Genomic DNA, 20,763 nt, shown 5'->3' with positions numbered 1-20,763 from the left:
CCCTTTCTGTCATCAATCAAAAGAGGAAGTACCGCTGCGCTAAGGGAAGAACTGTTGCTGGCCGAGACGTAATCCGTTCACCATCGACATAAACCCGGTAGGTTTCCGGATCCACTTCGATGTGAGGAGTTTGGTCATTAAGCATCATCGACTTTTTAGTAATGCTCCGGCAATTTTCTACGGGATATACCCGCCGTTTAATCCGCTTCTGAATATGCTCAGAGACATAGGCTTGTTTAGAGAGAAAAGTCCATGACAGCTCATTCGGGGCAAATCCTTGAGCGCCAAACATTTCACGCATCATTTGCGGTTCCACGGTAGGAATCGATGCATTAGCATCACCCATTTGCGCTGCTACGATCATCCCGCCTTTAATGATAATCGAGGGTTTAACTCCAAAGAATGCTGGGTTCCATAACACTAAATCAGCCCACTTCCCGACTTCAACAGATCCGACTAATCGCGAAATTCCATGAGTAATTGCGGGATTGATGGTGTATTTGGCGACATACCGGCGAATCCGCCAATTGTCATTTCGGGGAGAATCTTCGGGCAGATGGCCTCGTTCCTTTTTCATTTTATCGGCCGTCTGCCATGTTCGAATAATCACTTCGCCAATACGTCCCATGGCCATGGAATCGGAAGACATCATCGACAAGACGCCTAAATCATGCAAGACATCTTCTGCCGCTATGGTTTCCCCGCGAATGCGTGAATCCGCAAACGCCACGTCTTCAGGAAGTTTTGGATCTAAGTGATGACAGACCATTAACATATCCAAATGTTCTGCTAGGGTATTGATCGTATAAGGCCGTGTGGGATTGGTTGAAGAAGGCAAAACGTTTTCGAAAGATGCCACACGAAGAATGTCTGGAGCATGACCGCCACCGGCACCTTCGGTGTGGTATGTGTGAATAGTCCGCCCGCCAATGGCTTCTAGGGTTTGTTCCACAAATCCTGCTTCGTTCAGGGTATCGGTATGGATTGTCACCTGGACGTCGGCCTCATCGGCAACCTTTAAACAGGTATCGATCGCTCTAGGGGTTGTGCCCCAGTCTTCATGTAGTTTGAGACCAATGGCCCCCGCAGCAATTTGTTCTTCTAGAGGCTCAGGAAATGAGGAATTGCCTTTTCCTGTTAAGCCGATGTTTACCGGCATCGAACTCATGGCTTCCAGCATCCGAGTGATATTCCACGGTCCTGGGGTGGCCGTGGTCGCATTGGTCCCCGTTGCCGGACCGGTTCCTCCCCCAATCAATGTAGTTAAACCCGCCATTAAGGCGTGTCGAGCTAAATCGGGCGTAATCCAGTGAACATGGGAATCAATACCGCCAGCGGTCAGAATAAGGCCTTCCGCAGAGATCACCTCAGTAGCGGGAGAGATAATTAACCGGGGATCGACCCCGTCCATAATATCGGGGTTTCCTGCCTTCCCAATCGCAACAATTCGTCCATCTTTAATGCCAACATCCGCTTTGACTATACCCCAGTAATCAATGATGACCACATTTGTAATGACTAAATCCGGTGCACCCGCTTTAGAACTATGCCAACTGGCCTGCCCCATGCCGTCGCGAACCACTTTGCCTCCACCGAATTTCGCTTCCTCACCCAAAAGCGTTCGGTCTTCTTCAACCATGGCCCACAAATCGGTGTCGGCCAACCGAATTTTGTCTCCCACAGTCGGCCCAAATAAATGCGCATAATGATGGCGATCGATTGAATGACTCATGACTCTGGCCTCCAAAACCCTCGTTGTTTGGCACGTTCAAGAGCTGCTTCTTTATTTCCCTCTTTATCTAGAGGACCTTCTGTCAATCCATTTAACCCATAAACCCGGCGTGCTCCTTTAATGGGTGTCAATATGATGGTCTGGCGGATTCCGGGTTCAAACCGCACCGCTGTTCCCGCCGGAATGTCAAGACGCATCCCGTAGGCTTTCTCCCGATTAAAGTCAAGCGCCTTGTTTACCTCAAAAAAATGAAAATGAGATCCCACTTGAACGGGTCTGTCCCCGGTGTTCTCCACCGTTAATGTCACAGTGGCACCCGAAGAATTGATAGTCACCATGTCGCCATCACACTGGATTTCCCCTGGTATCATGAATCTGTCACATCCTTCACGACGCTATGGACAACCGGATTCATATTTTGAGGCTCACGGATGGGGTGATGGACGGTCACTAATTTGGTTCCGTCAGGAAATGTCGCCTCGATTTGCACTGTCTCCACCATTTCTTCCACTCCCTCCATCACCTGATCCGTGGTGAGCAGCGTCGTCCCATAGTTCATTAACTCGGCAACACTCTGCCCATCTCTCGCTCCCTCCATGAGAGCTGCGGCAATATAGGCTACTGCTTCGGGATAATTTAACTTCAAACCGCGCTGCAATCGTTTGGCAGCCAGATCCCCAGCTACCACAATCAGTAATTTTTCTTGTTCCCTAGGAGATAAAAACACCTAAAATCCCTCCATCCTATGTTTCAGAATAGCCTGTACGGCAGCATAATTCTTGTTTGTTCGAACAAAAACATGGCAAAAATCTGTATCATTGCTCAATCCCAGATAATCGGAAGACGGCACAGCAAGAAACGGTTGACGTTGGGTTCAAAATCCTGCAAGGTGGGAATGAATTCATTCTAATACTGACAAGGCAGGTAAAACCATGTTAACCCTATTTGGAGCCGTTGTTGTCACATTCATGATGATCTTCTATGCCTTAGAACAGCGGTCTTTGTGGTACACCTTGGCATTTGCCATAGCATGCACGGGATCATCTCTCTACGGATGGCTAGCGGGAACCTGGCCTTTTGGGGTCGTCGAAGGGATTTGGGCTATTATCGCCTATCGCAAATGGTGGACACTGTATTCACAAAAACAGGCGGAATCTACGTCATAATGGCGTATTCCGCCTGCCCCTAATTTCTATACTATTGTTTTAATGTAGCAATCCATTGGTCTAATAATCCATCGGCCTTTCGGCTTTTCGCGACCAAGGCGGGCAACTGGTAATCGCTTAACAATTCTTCCATATGACGCCGTACCACAAACGATTTGTCAGGTTGTTGTTGGTAAAATCCTATGCGCAAGGGAATATCAACGACCACATCAGGAGTTTCCTCTAAAAATGCTGCACCAAGCACGGGATTCCCAAAGATTACGGTCCATGCATCCATATGCGGATCAACGCCCCGCGCTTTCATATCCTCTGTATGATGAACAACCGCATAAACAATAATCTGTTTTTCTTCCAACCAGTGGGTAAACTGGTTCACCAAATCCGCTGCAGAACGTGATACTTCAATTCGCTCAATAGCTGACACGTCCATCCCTCCACAAATCAAAATAACTACTAATCGTAGTTTATAATTTATTAGAATGCTTGTCGATTGAGTGGACCGAAACAAAAATTCTAGCGCTGTGATGATCAAAGAACCTCCACCGGGACCAGTGTCATGGACATCACATCGACCAATCCTTTATTGCTCAACCGCAGTTCTGGAATGACAGGCAACGCAATCAGGGAAAAGGTCATATAAGGAGCATGGAGTGTACATCCAAGACGACGCCATGCCTCTGTTAACCGCTCTAATTTTTCCGCCATGACCTGCGCGGATTCTTCTGCCATCAACCCGGCAATGGGTAAAGATACTAAAGCCAATATGGTTTGATCTAAAACAGCAACCATACCTCCACCACATTGAGCTAAGGCATTAGCCGCCATGGCCATGTCAGTGGGATTGACTCCCATAACCATCAAATTGTGGCTGTCATGACCCACCGTTGATGCGACGGCACCTCGTTTAATACCAAATCCATGCACAAATCCCCGCCCAATTTGTCCTGAGCCGTGATGGCGTTCTAAGACCGCCGCATACACTAAATCATTATCAAGCGATGGCAAAATGACGCCCTCTTCTACCCGTGCCGTGCTGGTATACAAATGGGTTAACGCGCTGTTATTGTTGACTCCTATGGCCCTCACAGTCACTTCGCCTTGAGAACAGGATTCACTCTTTACAAAGAAATCTTGAGCCGTTACTGCGCGGGGCAAATGCACAGATTTTTTAACATAATCTGGATAAGAAGGGGCTGTGATTTCGGCAACGAATTGACCATTTTCGGCAACAATCTCTCCCCCAGCAAATACCACACTAGGCCGCATATTCATAAGATCCGGTATTAAAAGCATATCAGCCACATGACCCGGGGCAATACTTCCGAGCCAGTCTTCAACATGAAAATACCGAGCCGTATTAATTGTCGCCATTTGAATAGCGCTTAAGGCATCAACGCCTTCCTCAATAGCTCGTCGGACCACGACGTTTAGGTGTCCATCTTGAACCAATGTCGCTGGCTCCACATCATCAGTGACTAAAAGACATTGATGAGGATCAATACCATCTTCGGTAACAATCTTTATGCATTCATGAACGTCTTTCCAGGCCGTTCCTTCCCGGATCATTACCGTGATCCCGCGCCTGGCCTTGGCTAACGCTTCTTCTCGGGACGTGGATTCATGGTCGGAAAATATCCCCGTTGCAGCGTAGGCTTGAATTACACGATCATCAGAGGTTGGAAGATGCCCTGTCACCACCTGGTGTTTTTCATAGGTTAATCGAATTTTTTCAAGAACTTCAGGATTTCCGTTAACGACGCCGGGGAAGTCCATGACCTCACTGAGGCCCGCCACGCGGGGAAAGTTCAAAGCACTGTGCACTTCATTGGGCCCTAAATATTGTCCACTATCTTCTAGCCCCGGTGCTGCCGGCACACAAGACGGAACGGTGGTAAACACGCGCAGAGGCAAATGTTCTGCCTCGTGCATCATTAATGCCACGCCTTCAAGCCCAAAGACATTCGCCATCTCATGGGGATCCATAAAAATAGTAGTCGTTCCGAACGGCAAAACAGCGCGCGCAAACTCGGCAACCGAGAGCATGCTACTCTCGACATGCATATGCCCATCAATGAGTCCCGGCACCAGATATTGCTGGTGCGCGTCGATCACTTTGGTCGTATCCTTTATGCCAGGAACAGACTTTCCGATATAAGCAATGAATCCCGACTTCACCGCAACAGATACGTCAGGCTCAATTTCTTTGGTATGCACATTGACCAATTGTGCATGGGTAATAACCAAATCGGGTTCTAGATTCCCTAAAGCCACTTGAGCCAGTTGCCGTCTGATTTCACTATTATAGGTCATAGCGTTTTTGTCCCTCCTATCAACTGATAGAGTCATTGTGGCCATCATTTATCCCAATCTACTCGGTTTGCTTCGAAGATGAATAGTATTTCGCCATTCTAGTTAAGAAATTTGGTCAACAACACAATGAAGATACCGAAAAAGGTTTGATACAATGCAACCTATCAAACCATGATGTCCTAACAAGAGGTGGATAAGTTGGCCATAAAATGGAGTCCTATCACCGAAGTTCCCTTAGACCGAGGATCTTTGAGTCTTTCCAACAAAATGATCCGGCTGAACGCCAATGAATCTCCCTATCCACCTCCCGAGATCGTCTTACAGGCGATAAGCGCTTCCATGCACGAGATTCACCGCTATCCCGATCCATCGGGACAGGAGCTAAAAAATCGGCTGGCCAAAAAATATCATGTAGATCCTGCACAGATTGTATTGGGTTCGGGATCGGGCGATTTGATTGAGCATATTATCCGCGGTCTTTTTCATCCTGGACGTGAAGTAATCATTCCCCATCCCTCATTTCCCTTGTATCAGGCGATTGCGCAATCTATATCATTTACCATAGTCAAAACACCGCTTCATTCAAATGGTACCGTGAATTTAAATAGCATTGCCGATAACCTTAGCGAACAGACCGCTTTGATCATTATTTGTAATCCCAATAATCCCACAGGAGGCTATCTTCCCCTCTCCGATATTGATGCCTTCTTATCCAAGGTACCTGAAGACGTGGCTGTTCTTCTTGATGAAGCATACTGGGAATTAACAGACGCCTACGATGATCCGGACCAAGATAGCATTCATTTACTGAAGAAATATCCCAACCTCATGATTAGTCGGACATTTTCTAAATTTTATGCGCTGGCGGGAATACGTTTGGGATATGTTTTAACCCCAGACACATCCGTCAGCCATGCCATTTCACAACGCCTCAGCCGTGTTATGCCTAATCGTCTGGCACTTGCCGCCGGCGCAGCAGCTTTGAGTGAAGAAGCCGAGTCGGTATATAAAATTTACCGGAGCATGATTCAACGTGAACGCACCCGTATCTTGACGCGGCTAACGCAACAAGGATTAGATGTCTTTCCCAGTCAAACCAATTTTGTAACGTTCCAGTGGGAAGATTCCGAAAAGATCTTGCCGTTAAACAATATTGCTATTCGGCCTGGTCTCGGTATGGGGTTAGCGGGATATACACGCATGACTATTGGCCAACCCGATGATAATGAACGCGTATTGAATTTAATCGAAGAATCGTTAAATCCTGCATCAACTATCAAACATTCCTAAATACCAGTTTACACATGACCCATCTATACGGAAAGGCGAATAGAAAATATGGACGGATTTGACTCGGAATCCCTTTATGAACAGGACAGGCTTCATGTTTGGCATCCTTTAACGCAACATCAGGATTATAGCCACAATCATCCCTTAATCATTACCCACGGTCTGGAATCGACAGTCTACGACATAAATGGACAATCTTATCTTGATGCTGCGGCGGGGTTATGGTGTGTTAATGTCGGCTATGGTCGTCAACAACTCATTGATGCCGCTCTTAGACAAATGCAGCAATTAGCTTATTATCCATTGACTCAGAGCCATCCTGCAGCCATCGAACTGGCCACACGTCTTGCGAGCTACATTCCTTCTACCCCCCACATCTACTTTTCCAACTCTGGGTCTGAAGCCAATGAGACCGCATTTAAAATGGTCCGCCAGTATTGGCAACAACAAGGTTTTCCCCATAAAACTAAAATCATATCGCGCTTTCGGGGTTATCATGGTTCAACCTTAGGGGCGTTATCGGCGACGGGACAACCTGAACGGAAACGAAATTATGGGCCCATGGCGCCAGATTTTATGCAGGTCAGTGCCCCCTATTGCTACCGTTGTCCTTTTCACATGCAATATCCTTCATGCCAAATCCAATGTGCCGAGGATTTTGAGCGCCGCATCCAAATTGAAGGTGCCGATACCGTGGCTGCTATCATCGTCGAGCCAATCATTGCAGGAGGAGGTGTTCTGATACCTCCTCCTGGCTATTTTTCTCGTCTCGCCCACATTGCGAAAGACTATAATGTCAAACTCATCGTTGATGAGGTGGTAACCGGATTTGGACGCACTGGTTCTCTTTTTGGACATGAGCTCTATAATATAAAACCGGATATTGTGACGATGGCCAAAGGTCTAGCGAGTGGGTATATGCCTATAGGAGCAACCGCGGTTAGTGACGAAATATTCCACACTTTCTTGGGTGCCACAGATTCAGGACGGCATCTGCGTCAAGTGAACACCTTTGGGGGACATCCTGTGGCTTGCGCTGCCGCCATAGCCAACCTAAACATCATCGAAGAAGACCAATTAGTGAAACAGGCGCAATCGAAAGGAGAATATCTCAAACAGCTTCTGGTTGATCAGTTGCAAAATGTGCCATGGGTGGGAGATATTCGTGTTCAAGGTCTTTTGGCTGGTATCGAAATCGTCACCGAACCCGAAACCAAAACACCCGCCAGTGATGCGTTTATGCGCCTATTAGGACGTCATTTAATTAAGCAAGGCATTTTAGCAGGAAAAGCTACTGATGTCGAAACTTGGCATAATAATATCTTAATTATTGCCCCTCCGCTCGTTATTCACGGCGACGAACTAGAACAGATCGTCACTGGCGTGGCTCACACCATTCGTCAAGTGGGACAAGCCCCTCCCATTCATGTATAGCCAAATAGCCTCTCCTTTGATTTGATGTTCTCTTATCTCTGAAACAGCGCGGTACCAAAACGTTCTTGCCAGTCATCTTCTGGTTACCACGGCTTAACAAGTATTTGCTGTTCTTACTCATGGACATGGCGTGGATTAAATCCCATCATGACATGAGATTTTTTATTGATTAAATTTCCTTCACCTGAGTTTAACGACTATTTGGAATTTGGTAAACGCGAGATCACGGCGACCACAAATGATGTTCGTCGTTTTCGATCTTCGTCTCAGGAAACTATGCCAAAGCATGTGAAAAATTGAACAAATTACTCAGGAGTTTCCGAGCATTGTATCGAAAATTAAATTTATGCCTACACCATTGCGCTACTCTGTTCGTCCTATTTAAACTTCTTATCTAGCAACGGCTCATCTGCCTAAACGCCTTATTTCACAACGTTTTCTGTCATTTGTATTTTGCCTTGACAAGTAACAAAACCCTATAAGCATAGTCAAGTTTGAGAGATATTATCGATAAATTTCAATATGAATGATGATTAATCAGGTACATCTCTGCAGTAATTCTCGTGGTAATTTCTCTAAACTTATTGATCTCATTATTTAACTGGAATATACTCAAAGCGTGATTTACTTCTCACAAGTTCATACCATTTGCATGATGGTTCGGTAGCGCAACACCGGCAACTTTTTCAGAATCACTGTGCCGGAGGACGTAAGTCGTTTTGGTTAGTTATTTTGGCGCCCTACGGCGAGGTGGTATCTTTTACGCCTTGTGTATGCAGCTATTTTATCCAGAATTGTATAACTTGCTTGACAATTCATTCTTAAGAGGTGATTCCTCATGGCCCCTAAACGCTCTAAACGAGCGTTCCGCTATTTAAGCCTGATGGCCCTCGCCGTAGGGCTTTTGGTATCCGGTTGTGGCCAGCAATATGTTCTTTTGCATCCTGCTGGTCCTGTGGCCGCCAGTGAATTAGGGCTCATTTATATTTCCGGCGCGGCCATGTTATTTATGGTGTTACTGGTTTGGGTGTTATTTGCGATTGTGATTGTTCGCTTTCGCGATAAACCCGGAAACAAAGCTCCTTACCGACCGCTTTGGGACCACAACCGCAAATTAGAATTATTCTGGCTGGCTCTCTCGTTTATCATTGTTATCATCATCAGCGTTCCCACCGTGCAAAAAACTTACGCGTTAGACAAGATTCCTTCAGGAACCGATCCGATTGTTATTGATGTCACATCCCTTGATTATAAGTGGCTGTTTGAATATCCCCAGCAACATATTGCGACGGTTAACTACATCGACATCCCATCGGGCGTTCCCGTACTCTTTGAACTGACGGCCGATTCACCCATGAACACTTTTTGGGTTCCGCAATTAGGTGGGATGGAATATACCATGCCCGGCGAAGTCTTGCCTTTATGGCTTGAGGCAAGCCATCCTGGTGTCTATTGGGGCCGCAGTGGTCAATTCTCTGGCACAGGCTTCGTACACATGACGTTTAACGTCAAAGCGGTTCCCATGGCACAATTCCAACAATGGGTACAAAATGTTCGCCAAACAGCCAGCCCCATGACCTTAGCAGATTATCATCAACTGCTCCAACACAATTGGATTAGCCCCAGAAGCTATTCCAGCTACCCGGCCTCGACCTTCCCTAACACCACACACGGGTTCACCCTTGAAGGTGGCATGTATATGCAAATGAAAAACATGTACATGAATATGCCTTCGAACTAGGAATTCGTGAAGTTTCTAGATGAAAGGTGGAAAAGATTATGTCATCACTGTTAGCGCAACTTTTTCCGCCCGCCACAACGCGGGGTATGGAATTAAGTGCTGACGTTCTGATTGTTCTCACCTCCGCCGCCATCATTTATGTCCTCACTCGCTACCACAAATGGGGGCACCTTTGGCGCGAATGGTTAACAACGGTCGACCACAAAAAAATCGGCATCATGTACCTCATTGCCGCGATTACCATGTTGTTTCGTGGCGGTGTCGATGCCTTATTGATGCGCGGACAATTAGCCGTTCCCAATAATCATTTTCTAGGGCCTTTGCACTACGATGAAATTTTTACCACGCATGGAACCATTATGATTTTCTTCATGTCCATGCCGTTCATCTTTGCCATGTTTAATTTGGCTATTCCCTTGATGATCGGCGCACGTGACGTCGCCTTTCCCCGCTTAAACGCTATCAGCTTTTGGCTTTTCGCCTTCGCGGCGTTCATGTTTAACATTTCCTTTGTCGTCGGCGGTTCGCCCAATGCTGGTTGGACTTCCTATCCACCGTTGACCGAACTCGCCTTTAACCCCGGTGTCGGGCAAAATTACTACCTGTTAGCAATTCAGATTTCTGGTATTGGCAGTATCGCAACGGGTGTGAACTTTCTCGTCACCATCTTAAAAATGCGAGCGCCAGGAATGACCTTAATGCGGATGCCTATGTTTGTCTGGACATCGCTAGTCACTTCCGCCTTAATCTTGTTTGCATTCCCACCGCTTACTGTCGCCTTGGCCATGACCATGTTAGACCGATTATTCGGAACGGATTTCTTCACAATTACCCATGGCGGCATGCCCATGATGTATGTGAACTTGTTCTGGTTATTCGGCCATCCCGAAGTCTATATTTTAATCCTTCCCTCCTTCGGCATTTTCTCCGAAGTGGTGGCAACCTTCTCCAGGAAGCGGCTTTTCGGCTATAGCACGATGGTCTGGTCAGTGATAACGATTACCTTACTCAGTTACGGCACCTGGGTTCATCACTTCTTTACGATGGGTGCCGGTCCCGGTGTTAACGTATTCTTCGGAATTTCCACCATGTTAATTGCCATTCCGACCGGTATCAAAATCTTCAACTGGATCTTTACCATGTGGGGTGGCCGAGTAAGAACTCCGGTCGCAATGCTATGGGCATTAGCCTTCATCCCGACATTCGTGGTGGGCGGAGCCACAGGGGTGATGCTAGGTGCCGTCGTAGGCGACTACCAATTTCACAACAGTTATTTCTTAATTGCCCACTTCCACAACGTCTTAATTGGCGGTACCGTCTTCGGCTTGTTGGCGGGAATGTATTATTGGTGGCCCAAGACATTCGGATTTAAACTCGACGAACGCCAAGGGCGCTGGTTCTTCTGGTTGTTCTTCATTGGATTTTGGATTACCTTTATGCCCCAATATGCCTTAGGCTTCATGGGTATGACGCGGAGAATGTACACCTACACCACCGGATATGGATGGAGCCTTCCCAACTTGGTATCGACCATCGGAGCCTTCATGATGGGATCTGGATTCGTCGTCTTCGTCTACAGCATAGTCTACAGTTACAAACACGGAGAACGCGATCTGACTGGGGATCCCTGGGATGGACGCACACTGGAATGGTCCTTACCCTCTCCCCCACCTTCCTACAATTTCGCTCGTATTCCCGTCGTGTCAGACCGCGACGCGTGGTGGGAAATGAAACAACACAACCAGACCAATGTGGTTCAGCTCAATCCCAATGATATTCAGCCCATTGAAATGCCGAAATCGTCATCAATTCCCTTTTTGATGGGATTGGCATTCTTTGTCGGAGGAATTGGCATGGTGTTCGAATGGTGGTGGGTTGCTATTCTCGGAGGATTAGGAGTGGTAGCCCTGTTGATTATCGGAAGCTTCGATTACAACGACCATGAAGAAATCCACGCTGAAACTATTCGCCACACCGAGGCGTCCTTAGGGAGGTTACAAGGATGAACGTACCAATAGAGCCCGAATTACAAAACACCCAAGTTCCTCTGGAGTTTACCGATCAACATGAAAGTCTAAAGATCCTCGGATTTTGGGCCTTTTTGGCCACAGACTTTCTTCTCTTCTCATCGTTGTTCGCAGTGTATGCGGTCTATCAGTCGCGGGTCGGTATGTCGGGTCCGACCCCGGCCCAATTATTCCATCTCGGTCCTGTCTTATTTGAAACGGTCGCCTTGTTAACCAGTAGTTTTACGTGTGGCTTAGCTGTCTATGAAATGCGCCATCACCGCCTTAAAGGCACTGTCATTTGGTTAGCCATCACCATTCTCTTGGGCGCAGCCTTCGTCGCTACCGAAATTAACGAATTTCTCGGCGACATCGCGATGCATGATACCTGGCATCACAGTGCTTTCCTCTCTGCATTCTTTACGTTGGTGGGCACCCACGGTTCACACGTAAGCTTCGGCATTATTTGGGCCATCACCCTGATTATCCAGCTCTTAGGACGGGGTTTGACGACCATTACGACACGGAAAGTCTATATGTTCGCCTTGTATTGGCACTTTCTCGACATTATCTGGGTCTTCATTTTCACCGTGGTCTACTTAAGTGGCAAGGTCATCTAATGAGTCCCATCTGGCCCTACCGATTACTGATGCATAATCGATGAAAGGAGACAATATCATGGCGATTTCACATAACCGAAAACGGCATAATGTTATTGCCATCTCCCCTAATGGCCCCACTGGGCATGGAGATGAAGTCGAATCGGTTTATCTTGTCCCTCGTTTTGAGGAAGAAACCTTTCCGTGGAAACAGATCTTTGGCTATATCGCCTCTTTAGTTTTAACGGCATTGGCCTTTGGTGCAGTAGTCGAACACATGCTGCCTCCCGCCTTCTTGATATCCTTTATCTTGTTCTTGGCGGTATTACAGGCGGCACTGCAATTAGGGATTTTCATGCACCTAAGAGAAAGCCGCGGTTCAACCTGGCAGATTGTGACTTTGGCTCTAGCGATTTTTATGGGAATAGGCATTGTGATTTTCTCGATTTGGATTATGACCTTCAAATCCGGTGTCTCCTAATCACTTTGCCTCAAGCCTGGAATCTCCGCCCGTTGAGATCCCAGGCTTCCCTTCAATCGTTAACCCGGTTTGACTTTGACCGGAAAGGACATCAAATCATGCCACACACTCATCGGCTCGAAAATTTTGACGAACACCTTACCTCGCACATGCTGGTCACGGCTGATCTGGAGGCTGGAATGCGATTACTACGCAATTTCTTAAAGAATAATGATGCCAGCAGTGCCTATGAAGTCGCAGAAGTTCTTCTGGATATTTGGACTGAACGGGAATTAGTGCATGCACAAGCTGAAGAAGCTTTTCTGTTTGAGGAAATCCCTAGTTTAAAGATTTTTCATCGAGATCACGAACTAATGGCAACCTGGGTCGATGAAGCCCGCTTCACCCTTGATCGAGACGGTGTCGTCTCTTCCCGAGTCTTAATGCGGTTAGAAGCTCTCTCGACACTTCTTCACACCCATCATGAACACGAATTAGAATGTCTCAAACGCCATTACCATCAGCTCGCGACAAACTCTTCAGCTCATCCGGTCCTCTCCAAGTGTGACGGTTCCCTCTGAAATCACGCAACCAGTTTCATGACAAAGTTCACAGAAAAATATCATCTGTGAACTTTTTTTCTTATTGAAGTAAGTTATGATGCCTTAGGTCCTTTGGTATCATGCCCTAAGATGGGCCATGCCACTACGTTATGAATTGCAACCTCTGATGTTCGCGTTTCGGGTTTCCATGCCCAATACATTCCTGTCGTGATTAAACTGGCGATCCAAATCATATAACCCAGGGTTAGCACAATTGCGGCCCCTTGACCTAGCGTAAAGTTCATGTGGGGAAAGACCATCATTACCATCCATACAAGTCCAATACTGGTTAACAAAGACGCGGCAATCCGGACCATCCACTTCATCGTGATCCCCTCCTTTATTACCTTAAGTGTACCGGGTTCAAAAATCATCTTCATGGGTCAAATGGCCCTTTCCCACTGGTTCTAATGTTCCCCCCTTCCCGTTCAAAAAGAGCCCCCAGCTGGGTAAGAAATCCCCAGCTGGGGGCTCTTTCGTGTCTCGACCGCTTTTTTATGCCAATAACGAACAACATTTTTCGTGATAGCGAATGTCATACCCCTGCTCTTCAGCATATCGAATGGTATCTGGCAAGGGATAGGCGATGCTTTGGACGCCCACATCCACCGCATAATATTCCATCTGTTTCTTGGTTGCCCCGGCCGGTTTAGCACATCCTAAAGAAATGGGCGTCTGAGGCATCATGATTCTGGCGCTGGCGAGCACCCGTCCCACATCCTCACCCGATGTGAGGGGAACTGTAGCCATATTGGTGCCGGGCAACGGCATTAACGCCACAATCACGAGTTGCTGACAGCCCTCATCCCGAATCATTTCAAGGGCATGAAACTCCCCGCGCAACTGCCCAAAATGAAGACCGACAATGACATGGGGAATCGCGCTTAGTCCTTCTTCGCGTAATATCGCAAGAGACTCGCGGTACGCTTCTGTCGTCTTATCCAGATGGTAGACCTGTGAAATGGTCTCATCATCTCCAATAATATCAAGCAGAATCTGATCCACCCCAGCCTCTTTTAATGCTCGGGCTACGGATCTTTTGACGAGGCCGGTGTGTACCAAAACCGTCAACCCTTGCGATTTCAACCGAGCGATGTCATCGACAAAACGCTCCAAGGGAACCGAGCCGTCATCTAAACAGCCCCCACTCACCAAGACACCTTCGGCTCCTTGAAGCAGCAGGTTGTCGGCCACTGCTTGAAATCGCGCCGGGCTATTGGCGACCGCCATGGTTTCCAGAACCTTTGTCCCGCAGTGTTCACACATCAACGCGCAATGTTGCCCTGTCACGCTGAGTGTCATAAATGTTTTGCGCTGATTTTGGTAGATGCCGGTATCATAATGCTTTTGACTGGGAGCGGATACAACCAGTGTTCTAAGAAAATTTTGCCGGGACAAACGGGCGGCTTCGTGAATTAATTCATCTAAAGGTTCATTTTCCCAGTTCAGCGAGGTTCCCTCCCTCCCATGCTTTTACGCTCAGACCTTCTTCTTCGCTAACTGTTTGAGCATCTAGGGCTAAATCTGCCCACAGTTGCTGGCGAATGTCTTCGATGTCTTGAGCAGTCGGTGAAAACGCAAAATTTCGGATTTTTTCACTGGGTCGGCCATTACCGTAAGGACGGTTACACGCCGTTTCCCCATGTTCATCGGGGCATCCCGAAGTCATAAAAGGACGGCCTGACTCGACAATTTTCTCTAATACCGACGGCTCGAGTCCAAAGTCGATAACCTGCCCTTGGGCATTAAATCGAAAGTGGTGAAGATGAATGCCCAATTCATTAATTAAATACCGGCCTAATTGGCAACGACGGTAATGGCCCATGGGGGGCTGAGGATGATCGCCAAGTAATGTGGAAGGTTCCGGATTAAAAGAAAATAAGTGCGTCACGACATTCATATCTTGAGCTTTTTGACAAGCCTCCAACAATTCTTGTTCGGTTTCTCCCAACCCTGCGACTAAATGAATGCCGACCGCTCCCGGTTCGAACACTTTAGTGGCCTCTTCTGTCACCCACCAAAAGTGATCCCAGCGGTGGGGTCCCTTAACGGGCCGCCCCCGGTGTTTTTCAAATAACTCTGGGGTCGCGGCATCAATCGCGATGTCGACCCGGTCGGCACCGGCATCACGAATTCTTTCAAGATCTTCCCGTTTTTTAATTAACGAAGCGGTGATTAATCCCGAAATTAATAACGGAGTACGTTCATGAAATTGGCGAATAATTTGTATGGAATGATCTAAAGATTGGCGGTTGGCTAACATGCCCACGCATAAACGGCGCATTTGATGAGGGACCTGAACACTGCGTTCGATTAATTCCTCTACGGGAATAATGGGCCATTTCACCCGGATAAATGTGGTCTCTTCCCTGGGCACACGCCGTTCCCGAGAAACTCCGCAATATGAACAATTGGCGACACAGTTTTCCTTGTAAGTCATCAAGATATTAAGACCTCGTAATACGGTTTCCTCCCGGGCAAATTTTCCTTTTTCAAAACCTAACGTAATGGCACCAGCCAAAGACGTCATAACATATTCTGGGCTTTCCCGGTCATCATCTTGCAACGGGCGTAATTCAATCGATTCCGAAAATTTCTCCTGATTCATAACGATCCCTCCTCAGTTTGATCGCATAATGGAGATAAAGCGGATAACCAGTCGGTGACGCTCACACCCATATAGTTGTATCCCTGTTGATAATGAGCCTGTAAAATAGCCGATAATGTGGTGAGTTGTAAGGGAGCATCCTTTAACGCCGCCTCTAAATCTAATACGGCCCGTTCAGGATAGACAAAAAAGTCTCCCGTGATAAACGCCTTTTTAATATGCTTAATTTGCTGGTCGGTCTGAATCAAACAACGAATCAGTCCCCCGGGCGCCTTGTGCGTGAGAGTATGAAGTGGATAGTTAGCAAATTGCGGAACCTTCCGTAAATCAATCCATTTCGATTGGCGATAGGAGGGGGCAAGATGTTCCCACTTGCGTCGTTCATCCTCGGTGAGATCAGAACGGGTCAAATTGACATCCAAGACCTGCATCAAAGCCTCTTCAACACTCCGCTTGACATCACTTATGGCAGGCACATAACCCAGAATTTCTCGCATGGTCACGAGGCGTTTTTGAAAAGAATCAATCACTTTATCGGTCAGCTTCTCAATGGGAAGCCGTAAGACCCGGATCATAGTCTCAACATCAAAATCCAACAATAAAGTTCCTTGATAAATGACGGCTCCGTGATAATCGGCGCCCCCTGTGCCTGAAATCTTGCGGCCGTCAATCTCTACATCATTAACTGGGCGAAACTTCGCGGTAATGCCCCATGAACGTAAGGATTCAATAACGACTTGCGCCAATTTGGGATATAGCGTTTCAGGACGAACCCGCTTGCCTTCGTCAAATTTCACACACAACTCCCAACCTAACTGCCGTTCATCCATATAGATTGCACCGCCACCGGTAATGCGCCGGTTAATGTCGACTCCCAGCAATTGCGCCTCGTCACGGTTAATTTCCAAATCGACGGCCTGATGATATCCCACTAACGCCGTATGCGGAGAAAATTCCATGAATCGCAAGGTATTCGGAACAACATCCTGTGCCCGAGCTTCGATCACCACTTTGTCGAGAGCCATTTGTTGCCACGCCGGTAAGGGACCTGGATCCAATAATCGCCACTGTTCCATTAGCGTTCGTCCAATTCGTCCAGTAACTGCATGTACTCGGTGTCGGTTAGCAATTGTGTTACTGCCTCATCATGGTTCTGAGCTCGCGCCTTGATCAGCCATCCCCGTCCATAGGGGTCTTGATTTAACAGTTGCGGATTATCCCGCACCAGATCATTAGCCGCAATTACGACTCCATCGAACGGCGCATACAGTTGTCCAACCCATTTACCCGACTCGAGACTGCCAAAAGGCTGTCCTTGTTCCAATACGGTTCCAGGTTCGGGCAACGAAACATATAAAATGTCACCCGCTGTGTCTTGGGTGTAATCGGTAATCCCCATGGTCCACAATACATCATCTTTTTGTACCCACTGGTGTCGGGCATCATATAACCGGTCTGCTAACACTTTCCAGCGATGAATCGGTTCCGTTGCCATCCTCATTTCCTCCCCTTAAGGTTTAATCATTGACAAAAACTATCGGCCATGACGATACAACAAATCATGAATCAGGCCATAAATCACGAGAAACTTTGAGGGTTCATCACTTCCCCAAAATTAAGACAACAAAGAATCTTTAACCTTTACGTCCATTAACTCAAAAAGAACATCACGAAACGGCCCTTGTGGGACCTCGGTGACAAGAGATTCCTGCGTTAACGGCAACGGGATGTCAAAAGGACTATTCCATAGTGCCGTTAACAATTTCTTCTCGGTGTCCACTTCCGCAATCACATCGGGCAGACTACCATCCCGCGGCTGTCTTAAATAGACCCCTTCGCGTACTTTAACTTGATGATAAGGGGGACGATAGCCAGGAGCGTGTAACCACTGTGGCTTTATCAGTTGAGCTCCAACTTCCTCAAGCATGGGTTGCCAACGTTCCCACGGAATATCCATGATGTGTGCATCCATTTGGGCAACAAAAAATTGGGCCAATAATGGCATCACCTCATCAGGCGTCCATGTTCTCCCTCTCGTCAATTCTTCTAATGTCACCAAATGCCGGCTCATCGCTTCAGCAAAGGCTTGCTTGAATTGCACCGAGCCTTTTCGAACACGGGCCATCATTTCAAGGGAAAAGCTCAACAACACATTGCCCACAATCACCACACTATCCTCGATTTGTCCCCCAGCATTTCCAGATATTTTGCGGTTCTGAACAAGGATGTCGGCTGGCGGTTTAAATTGTGCGCTAAAGCCAAGATGACTTAGACAGGCAATCACCGGAGTGAGTGCAAACTGATACCACTGATCGGGAGTTTTTAAGCGGGGATGTTTCGAGGGATCGAGGATAATTTGAAAGAATACTTGCTGATTATCAAGATAAACTAAAGAACCTCCCACCCGTCGTCGAACAACAGGGACTGGAGCATTTTCGTCGAAGTCATCCCAGTCTTGATGACAACCAAGCGAGACATAGGGTTCTTTGGGCCAACATAAGATAATGCCTTCCTCATGTAAAACGGGTAAACCATGATACAATGCTTGACTCATTAGCCAGTTCACATCGCCAGCCAGATACAGTGGCAGCATTAACTCACCCCGCTAATTGTCATTCAATTTATTGTATTCAAGTTTAAATTATATCACGAACATTTTATTAAATTACTTTGTTCGTAAATTATTTTTGCCATATCGTCCTAGTCCTCTCGACAATTCTTACTTTCTTTCATTCGTTTTCCGTTTTTCTTTGAAAGCCATCCTAATCAACACGAAGTTCAAGAATTATCATATCGTTGCAATCAACATCGGCATTTTGTTAATTCGTGAGCTCATCTGTTGTAAAAAAACCGGGGAACTCTTTCCTCTTATCCGTCTTATGCCTCTTATCTTTCCTATTGGCTGCGACAAAACAAGTCGCCATGAAGGCGACAAGTTTTGCGGCTGAATCTTTCTGGCCCATGATGTCATCAATAGTCCCTATTCGGCTCGTGGAGCATGGTTCCATAAAAATACTCGACCTAAGAATTCTTTAAACAGATTGGTCCTAATGATATGCCTTGGGGATCATCCCCAAAGAGACCAAAACTCTAAGAATCTTAAGTCGAGTATCTTCCGTTCCTCTTACGGGCTAGTACGAAAGGGAGTTTCTTCTCGGACCACTTCCGTGATGTGATTATTTTCATCGACAAAAACCACCGTCGGTTGATGAGACGATAATTCATCGGCATCATACAATCGAAATCCTAAGATAATCACCAAATCTCCCGGATGGAACAAGCGGGCGGGCGGACCATTAAGACAAATATCTCCCCCATGCGGCGGTCCGGGAATGATATAGGTTTGCCACAATTCTCCGTTCGACAAATTCGTAATTTGAACCATTTCATAAGGCAAAAGACCCGTAGCATCTAGTAACTCCTGATCAATGGTAATAGAACCCACATAATTCAAATTGGCTTCCGTCACTCGAGCACGGTGAATCTTTGCTGCTAACATCCGGTATTGCATCCCCATACTCCTTTCTCTTCATCTATCTTACCGTGAACCCGAGAAGGAAAAAAGTTGTCTCGTTTAGCCTAAAACCCCGATAAGACCTTGCGCGACGTAGCGTGCGATAGCTATTTGACTGTCCTCGGTTAATCCGGCAATATGTGGTGTACACCACACGTTGGCGAGACCCAGTAATTCATCGGATGCTTTAGGCGGTTCTACTTCGCGCACGTCAAGAATCGCGCCCCCTAGCTGTTTTTTGGTCAATGCCGCCAATAACTGGGACTCATCAATTAATTCCCCACGTGCCGTGTTGATGACTGTCGCGTGGTGGGGTAAGATTGCGAGCGTCTTTTCATTGAGCAGGTGAAAGGTCTTTGCTGTCAAAGGCACGTGCAAGCTCACCACATCCGCCCCGTCTAAAACCTCTTCTAATGTTGAGGTTGCCCATGTTTGTGGCACTTGGGCAAAAGGATCGTAGACTCTAAGACGCATATGAAACGCCTGCGCCCTTTGTGCCACCGCTTGCCCCGTAGCCCCATATCCGATCACAGCCAATGTTCTTCCATCTATTTCTAAGCCAGACATGTCGCGTATCCACCCACCTTGACGAACTTGCTGCGTCAAAGCCAATAAATGGCGTTGAAAGGCAATGAGCATGCCCAGTACATATTCTGCCACGGAAACGGCATTGGCACCCCTGGGAACGATTAACTGAATCCCTTGTGCTGATAACAAATCCGTCTGAATATTGTCGAGCCCGACCCCTAAACGTCCCACCACTTTCAAATGCGGGGCATGGGCCAAAAGTTCCGCATCGACTTGAGTTTTGTTGCGCACAATTAAACCGCGCGCCCTGGATAACACTCTTAACAATGCTCCGCGCTGGGAATACAGGTCAGGATCATAGTAAATCTCATAGGATGACAGCATTTCTAGCGCTATGGGATGTACCCTTTCCGATATCACGATCATTGGTGGCTTCTCCTTGTTTCTCTATCGACTTTGGACATCGTGTTCTTAATAAACATCTCGTCATCCTTTTGGGCGCCGATCCATATAACCAGGACGTACACTGGTGGCAAATCTTAAACCCTGATCAAAAAGATTTATCCGGCTTTGCACACGAGTCCTTTTTCAAAAACCCTGCCATGCTCCGCTCGCTTCATCTCATTTTATTCTCAAGGGATGATCATGGTTTCCCCATAACGCGTAAAGATAAGGCGGGTGAGAAAACCCTCTTAATCACGAGAGGAAGCGAGAGAAACTAAACACTAGGTTTAACGCACTCCCGCCCATATATTGTGGGTTAACCATATCAC

21 protein-coding genes are annotated in these 20,763 nt (G+C 47.1%); 8 read left to right on the top strand and 13 right to left on the bottom strand.

Going from position 1 to position 20,763, the window contains the following annotated elements:
* Positions 1-16: 16 nt before the first annotated feature.
* The 3 genes from ureC to ureA are packed head-to-tail and all read right to left on the bottom strand — an operon-like array spanning position 17 to position 2,459.
* Positions 17-1,732, bottom strand: a complete 1,716-nt coding sequence (gene ureC, locus B8987_RS09995; RefSeq protein ID WP_020375996.1) for an urease subunit alpha — start codon at positions 1,730-1,732, stop codon at positions 17-19.
* Positions 1,729-2,103 carry an urease subunit beta gene (locus B8987_RS09990; RefSeq protein WP_020375995.1) on the bottom strand — a complete coding sequence of 125 codons (375 nt, stop codon included), beginning with the start codon at positions 2,101-2,103 and terminating at the stop codon, positions 1,729-1,731. The genes ureC and B8987_RS09990 overlap by 4 nt, the downstream gene beginning before the upstream one ends.
* Positions 2,100-2,459, bottom strand: a complete 360-nt coding sequence (gene ureA / locus B8987_RS09985; protein ID WP_020375994.1) for an urease subunit gamma — start codon at positions 2,457-2,459, stop codon at positions 2,100-2,102. The genes B8987_RS09990 and ureA overlap by 4 nt, the downstream gene beginning before the upstream one ends.
* A 205-nt stretch (positions 2,460-2,664) precedes the next feature.
* Between ureA and B8987_RS09980 the strand changes: the two genes are divergently transcribed.
* A complete protein-coding gene (locus tag B8987_RS09980; RefSeq protein ID WP_020375993.1) occupies positions 2,665-2,898 on the top strand; it encodes a hypothetical protein in 234 nt (77 codons plus the stop codon).
* A 31-nt stretch (positions 2,899-2,929) separates the two neighbouring features.
* Here the strand turns inward: B8987_RS09980 and B8987_RS09975 are convergent, their stop codons facing one another.
* Together B8987_RS09975 and ade are read right to left on the bottom strand one after the other, a co-directional pair.
* A complete protein-coding gene (locus B8987_RS09975) occupies positions 2,930-3,322 on the bottom strand; it encodes a DUF302 domain-containing protein (protein ID WP_037913718.1) in 393 nt (130 codons plus the stop codon).
* A 104-nt stretch (positions 3,323-3,426) separates the two neighbouring features.
* On the bottom strand, positions 3,427-5,208 hold the full coding sequence (gene ade, locus B8987_RS09970) for an adenine deaminase (RefSeq protein WP_020375991.1): 1,782 nt from the start codon (positions 5,206-5,208) through the stop codon (positions 3,427-3,429).
* Positions 5,209-5,406: 198 nt separating this feature from the next.
* Here ade and hisC point away from each other — a divergent pair, with 198 nt between their 5' ends.
* From hisC to B8987_RS09935, 7 genes are all read left to right on the top strand, one after another.
* The gene (hisC, locus tag B8987_RS09965; RefSeq protein WP_020375990.1) at positions 5,407-6,498 is read left to right on the top strand and encodes a histidinol-phosphate transaminase; all 1,092 of its coding nucleotides are present in this window, start codon (positions 5,407-5,409) and stop codon (positions 6,496-6,498) included.
* 48 nt (positions 6,499-6,546) lie between these two features.
* Positions 6,547-7,932 (top strand): aminotransferase family protein, encoded by a 1,386-nt coding sequence (locus tag B8987_RS09960; RefSeq protein ID WP_084661418.1) that lies wholly within the window; start codon positions 6,547-6,549, stop codon positions 7,930-7,932.
* An 838-nt stretch (positions 7,933-8,770) separates the two neighbouring features.
* Positions 8,771-9,673: a cytochrome c oxidase subunit II gene (locus B8987_RS09955; RefSeq protein WP_020375988.1), complete on the top strand. Its 903-nt coding sequence runs from the start codon at positions 8,771-8,773 to the stop codon at positions 9,671-9,673.
* 38 nt (positions 9,674-9,711) lie between these two features.
* A complete protein-coding gene (locus B8987_RS09950; protein ID WP_084661417.1) occupies positions 9,712-11,679 on the top strand; it encodes a cbb3-type cytochrome c oxidase subunit I in 1,968 nt (655 codons plus the stop codon).
* Positions 11,676-12,299: a cytochrome c oxidase subunit 3 gene (locus B8987_RS09945; protein ID WP_020375986.1), complete on the top strand. Its 624-nt coding sequence runs from the start codon at positions 11,676-11,678 to the stop codon at positions 12,297-12,299. Before B8987_RS09950 ends, B8987_RS09945 begins: the two co-directional genes overlap by 4 nt.
* A 58-nt stretch (positions 12,300-12,357) precedes the next feature.
* Complete coding sequence (locus B8987_RS09940; protein WP_020375985.1) at positions 12,358-12,759, top strand: cytochrome o ubiquinol oxidase subunit IV; 402 nt, start codon at positions 12,358-12,360, stop codon at positions 12,757-12,759.
* A gap of 98 nt (positions 12,760-12,857) precedes the next feature.
* On the top strand, positions 12,858-13,319 hold the full coding sequence (locus tag B8987_RS09935) for a hypothetical protein (protein WP_028963250.1): 462 nt from the start codon (positions 12,858-12,860) through the stop codon (positions 13,317-13,319).
* A 74-nt stretch (positions 13,320-13,393) separates the two neighbouring features.
* Here the strand turns inward: B8987_RS09935 and B8987_RS09930 are convergent, their stop codons facing one another.
* The 8 genes from B8987_RS09930 to B8987_RS09890 form a co-directional block, all read right to left on the bottom strand.
* Positions 13,394-13,666, bottom strand: a complete 273-nt coding sequence (locus B8987_RS09930) for a hypothetical protein (RefSeq protein WP_020375983.1) — start codon at positions 13,664-13,666, stop codon at positions 13,394-13,396.
* 169 nt (positions 13,667-13,835) lie between these two features.
* A complete protein-coding gene (lipS1, locus tag B8987_RS09925) occupies positions 13,836-14,738 on the bottom strand; it encodes a LipS1 family lipoyl synthase (RefSeq protein ID WP_176213215.1) in 903 nt (300 codons plus the stop codon).
* A gap of 34 nt (positions 14,739-14,772) precedes the next feature.
* Positions 14,773-15,948 carry a radical SAM protein gene (locus tag B8987_RS09920; protein ID WP_020375981.1) on the bottom strand — a complete coding sequence of 392 codons (1,176 nt, stop codon included), beginning with the start codon at positions 15,946-15,948 and terminating at the stop codon, positions 14,773-14,775.
* Complete coding sequence (locus tag B8987_RS09915; protein WP_028963254.1) at positions 15,945-17,024, bottom strand: lipoyl protein ligase domain-containing protein; 1,080 nt, start codon at positions 17,022-17,024, stop codon at positions 15,945-15,947. Before B8987_RS09915 ends, B8987_RS09920 begins: the two co-directional genes overlap by 4 nt.
* On the bottom strand, positions 17,024-17,443 hold the full coding sequence (gene gcvH, locus B8987_RS09910) for a glycine cleavage system protein GcvH (protein WP_084661415.1): 420 nt from the start codon (positions 17,441-17,443) through the stop codon (positions 17,024-17,026). Before gcvH ends, B8987_RS09915 begins: the two co-directional genes overlap by 1 nt.
* Before the next feature lie 120 nt (positions 17,444-17,563).
* Positions 17,564-18,541, bottom strand: a complete 978-nt coding sequence (locus B8987_RS09905) for a lipoate--protein ligase family protein (RefSeq protein WP_084661414.1) — start codon at positions 18,539-18,541, stop codon at positions 17,564-17,566.
* Between the two features lie 531 nt (positions 18,542-19,072).
* On the bottom strand, positions 19,073-19,459 hold the full coding sequence (panD, locus tag B8987_RS09895; protein WP_020375976.1) for an aspartate 1-decarboxylase: 387 nt from the start codon (positions 19,457-19,459) through the stop codon (positions 19,073-19,075).
* A gap of 63 nt (positions 19,460-19,522) precedes the next feature.
* Complete coding sequence (locus B8987_RS09890) at positions 19,523-20,416, bottom strand: hydroxyacid dehydrogenase (RefSeq protein ID WP_084661412.1); 894 nt, start codon at positions 20,414-20,416, stop codon at positions 19,523-19,525.
* Positions 20,417-20,763 lie beyond the last annotated feature (347 nt).

Source organism: Sulfobacillus thermosulfidooxidans DSM 9293 (genome assembly GCF_900176145.1).
Taxonomy (GTDB): Bacteria; Bacillota; Sulfobacillia; order Sulfobacillales; family Sulfobacillaceae; genus Sulfobacillus; species Sulfobacillus thermosulfidooxidans.
This window is presented reverse-complemented; position numbering and strand designations above follow the sequence as displayed.

Coding starts and splice junctions, on each gene's coding strand:
- ureC (WP_020375996.1), bottom strand. CDS start 1,732: ATGAGTCATTCAATCGATCGCCATCATTATGCGCATTTATTTGGGCCG.
- B8987_RS09990 (WP_020375995.1), bottom strand. CDS start 2,103: ATGATACCAGGGGAAATCCAGTGTGATGGCGACATGGTGACTATCAAT.
- B8987_RS09980 (WP_020375993.1), top strand. CDS start 2,665: ATGTTAACCCTATTTGGAGCCGTTGTTGTCACATTCATGATGATCTTC.
- ade (WP_020375991.1), bottom strand. CDS start 5,208: ATGACCTATAATAGTGAAATCAGACGGCAACTGGCTCAAGTGGCTTTA.
- B8987_RS09960 (WP_084661418.1), top strand. CDS start 6,547: ATGGACGGATTTGACTCGGAATCCCTTTATGAACAGGACAGGCTTCAT.
- B8987_RS09955 (WP_020375988.1), top strand. CDS start 8,771: ATGGCCCCTAAACGCTCTAAACGAGCGTTCCGCTATTTAAGCCTGATG.
- B8987_RS09950 (WP_084661417.1), top strand. CDS start 9,712: ATGTCATCACTGTTAGCGCAACTTTTTCCGCCCGCCACAACGCGGGGT.
- B8987_RS09945 (WP_020375986.1), top strand. CDS start 11,676: ATGAACGTACCAATAGAGCCCGAATTACAAAACACCCAAGTTCCTCTG.
- B8987_RS09940 (WP_020375985.1), top strand. CDS start 12,358: ATGGCGATTTCACATAACCGAAAACGGCATAATGTTATTGCCATCTCC.
- B8987_RS09935 (WP_028963250.1), top strand. CDS start 12,858: ATGCCACACACTCATCGGCTCGAAAATTTTGACGAACACCTTACCTCG.
- B8987_RS09930 (WP_020375983.1), bottom strand. CDS start 13,666: ATGAAGTGGATGGTCCGGATTGCCGCGTCTTTGTTAACCAGTATTGGA.
- B8987_RS09920 (WP_020375981.1), bottom strand. CDS start 15,948: ATGAATCAGGAGAAATTTTCGGAATCGATTGAATTACGCCCGTTGCAA.
- B8987_RS09915 (WP_028963254.1), bottom strand. CDS start 17,024: ATGGAACAGTGGCGATTATTGGATCCAGGTCCCTTACCGGCGTGGCAA.
- gcvH (WP_084661415.1), bottom strand. CDS start 17,443: ATGGCAACGGAACCGATTCATCGCTGGAAAGTGTTAGCAGACCGGTTA.
- B8987_RS09905 (WP_084661414.1), bottom strand. CDS start 18,541: ATGCTGCCACTGTATCTGGCTGGCGATGTGAACTGGCTAATGAGTCAA.
- panD (WP_020375976.1), bottom strand. CDS start 19,459: ATGCAATACCGGATGTTAGCAGCAAAGATTCACCGTGCTCGAGTGACG.
- B8987_RS09890 (WP_084661412.1), bottom strand. CDS start 20,416: ATGATCGTGATATCGGAAAGGGTACATCCCATAGCGCTAGAAATGCTG.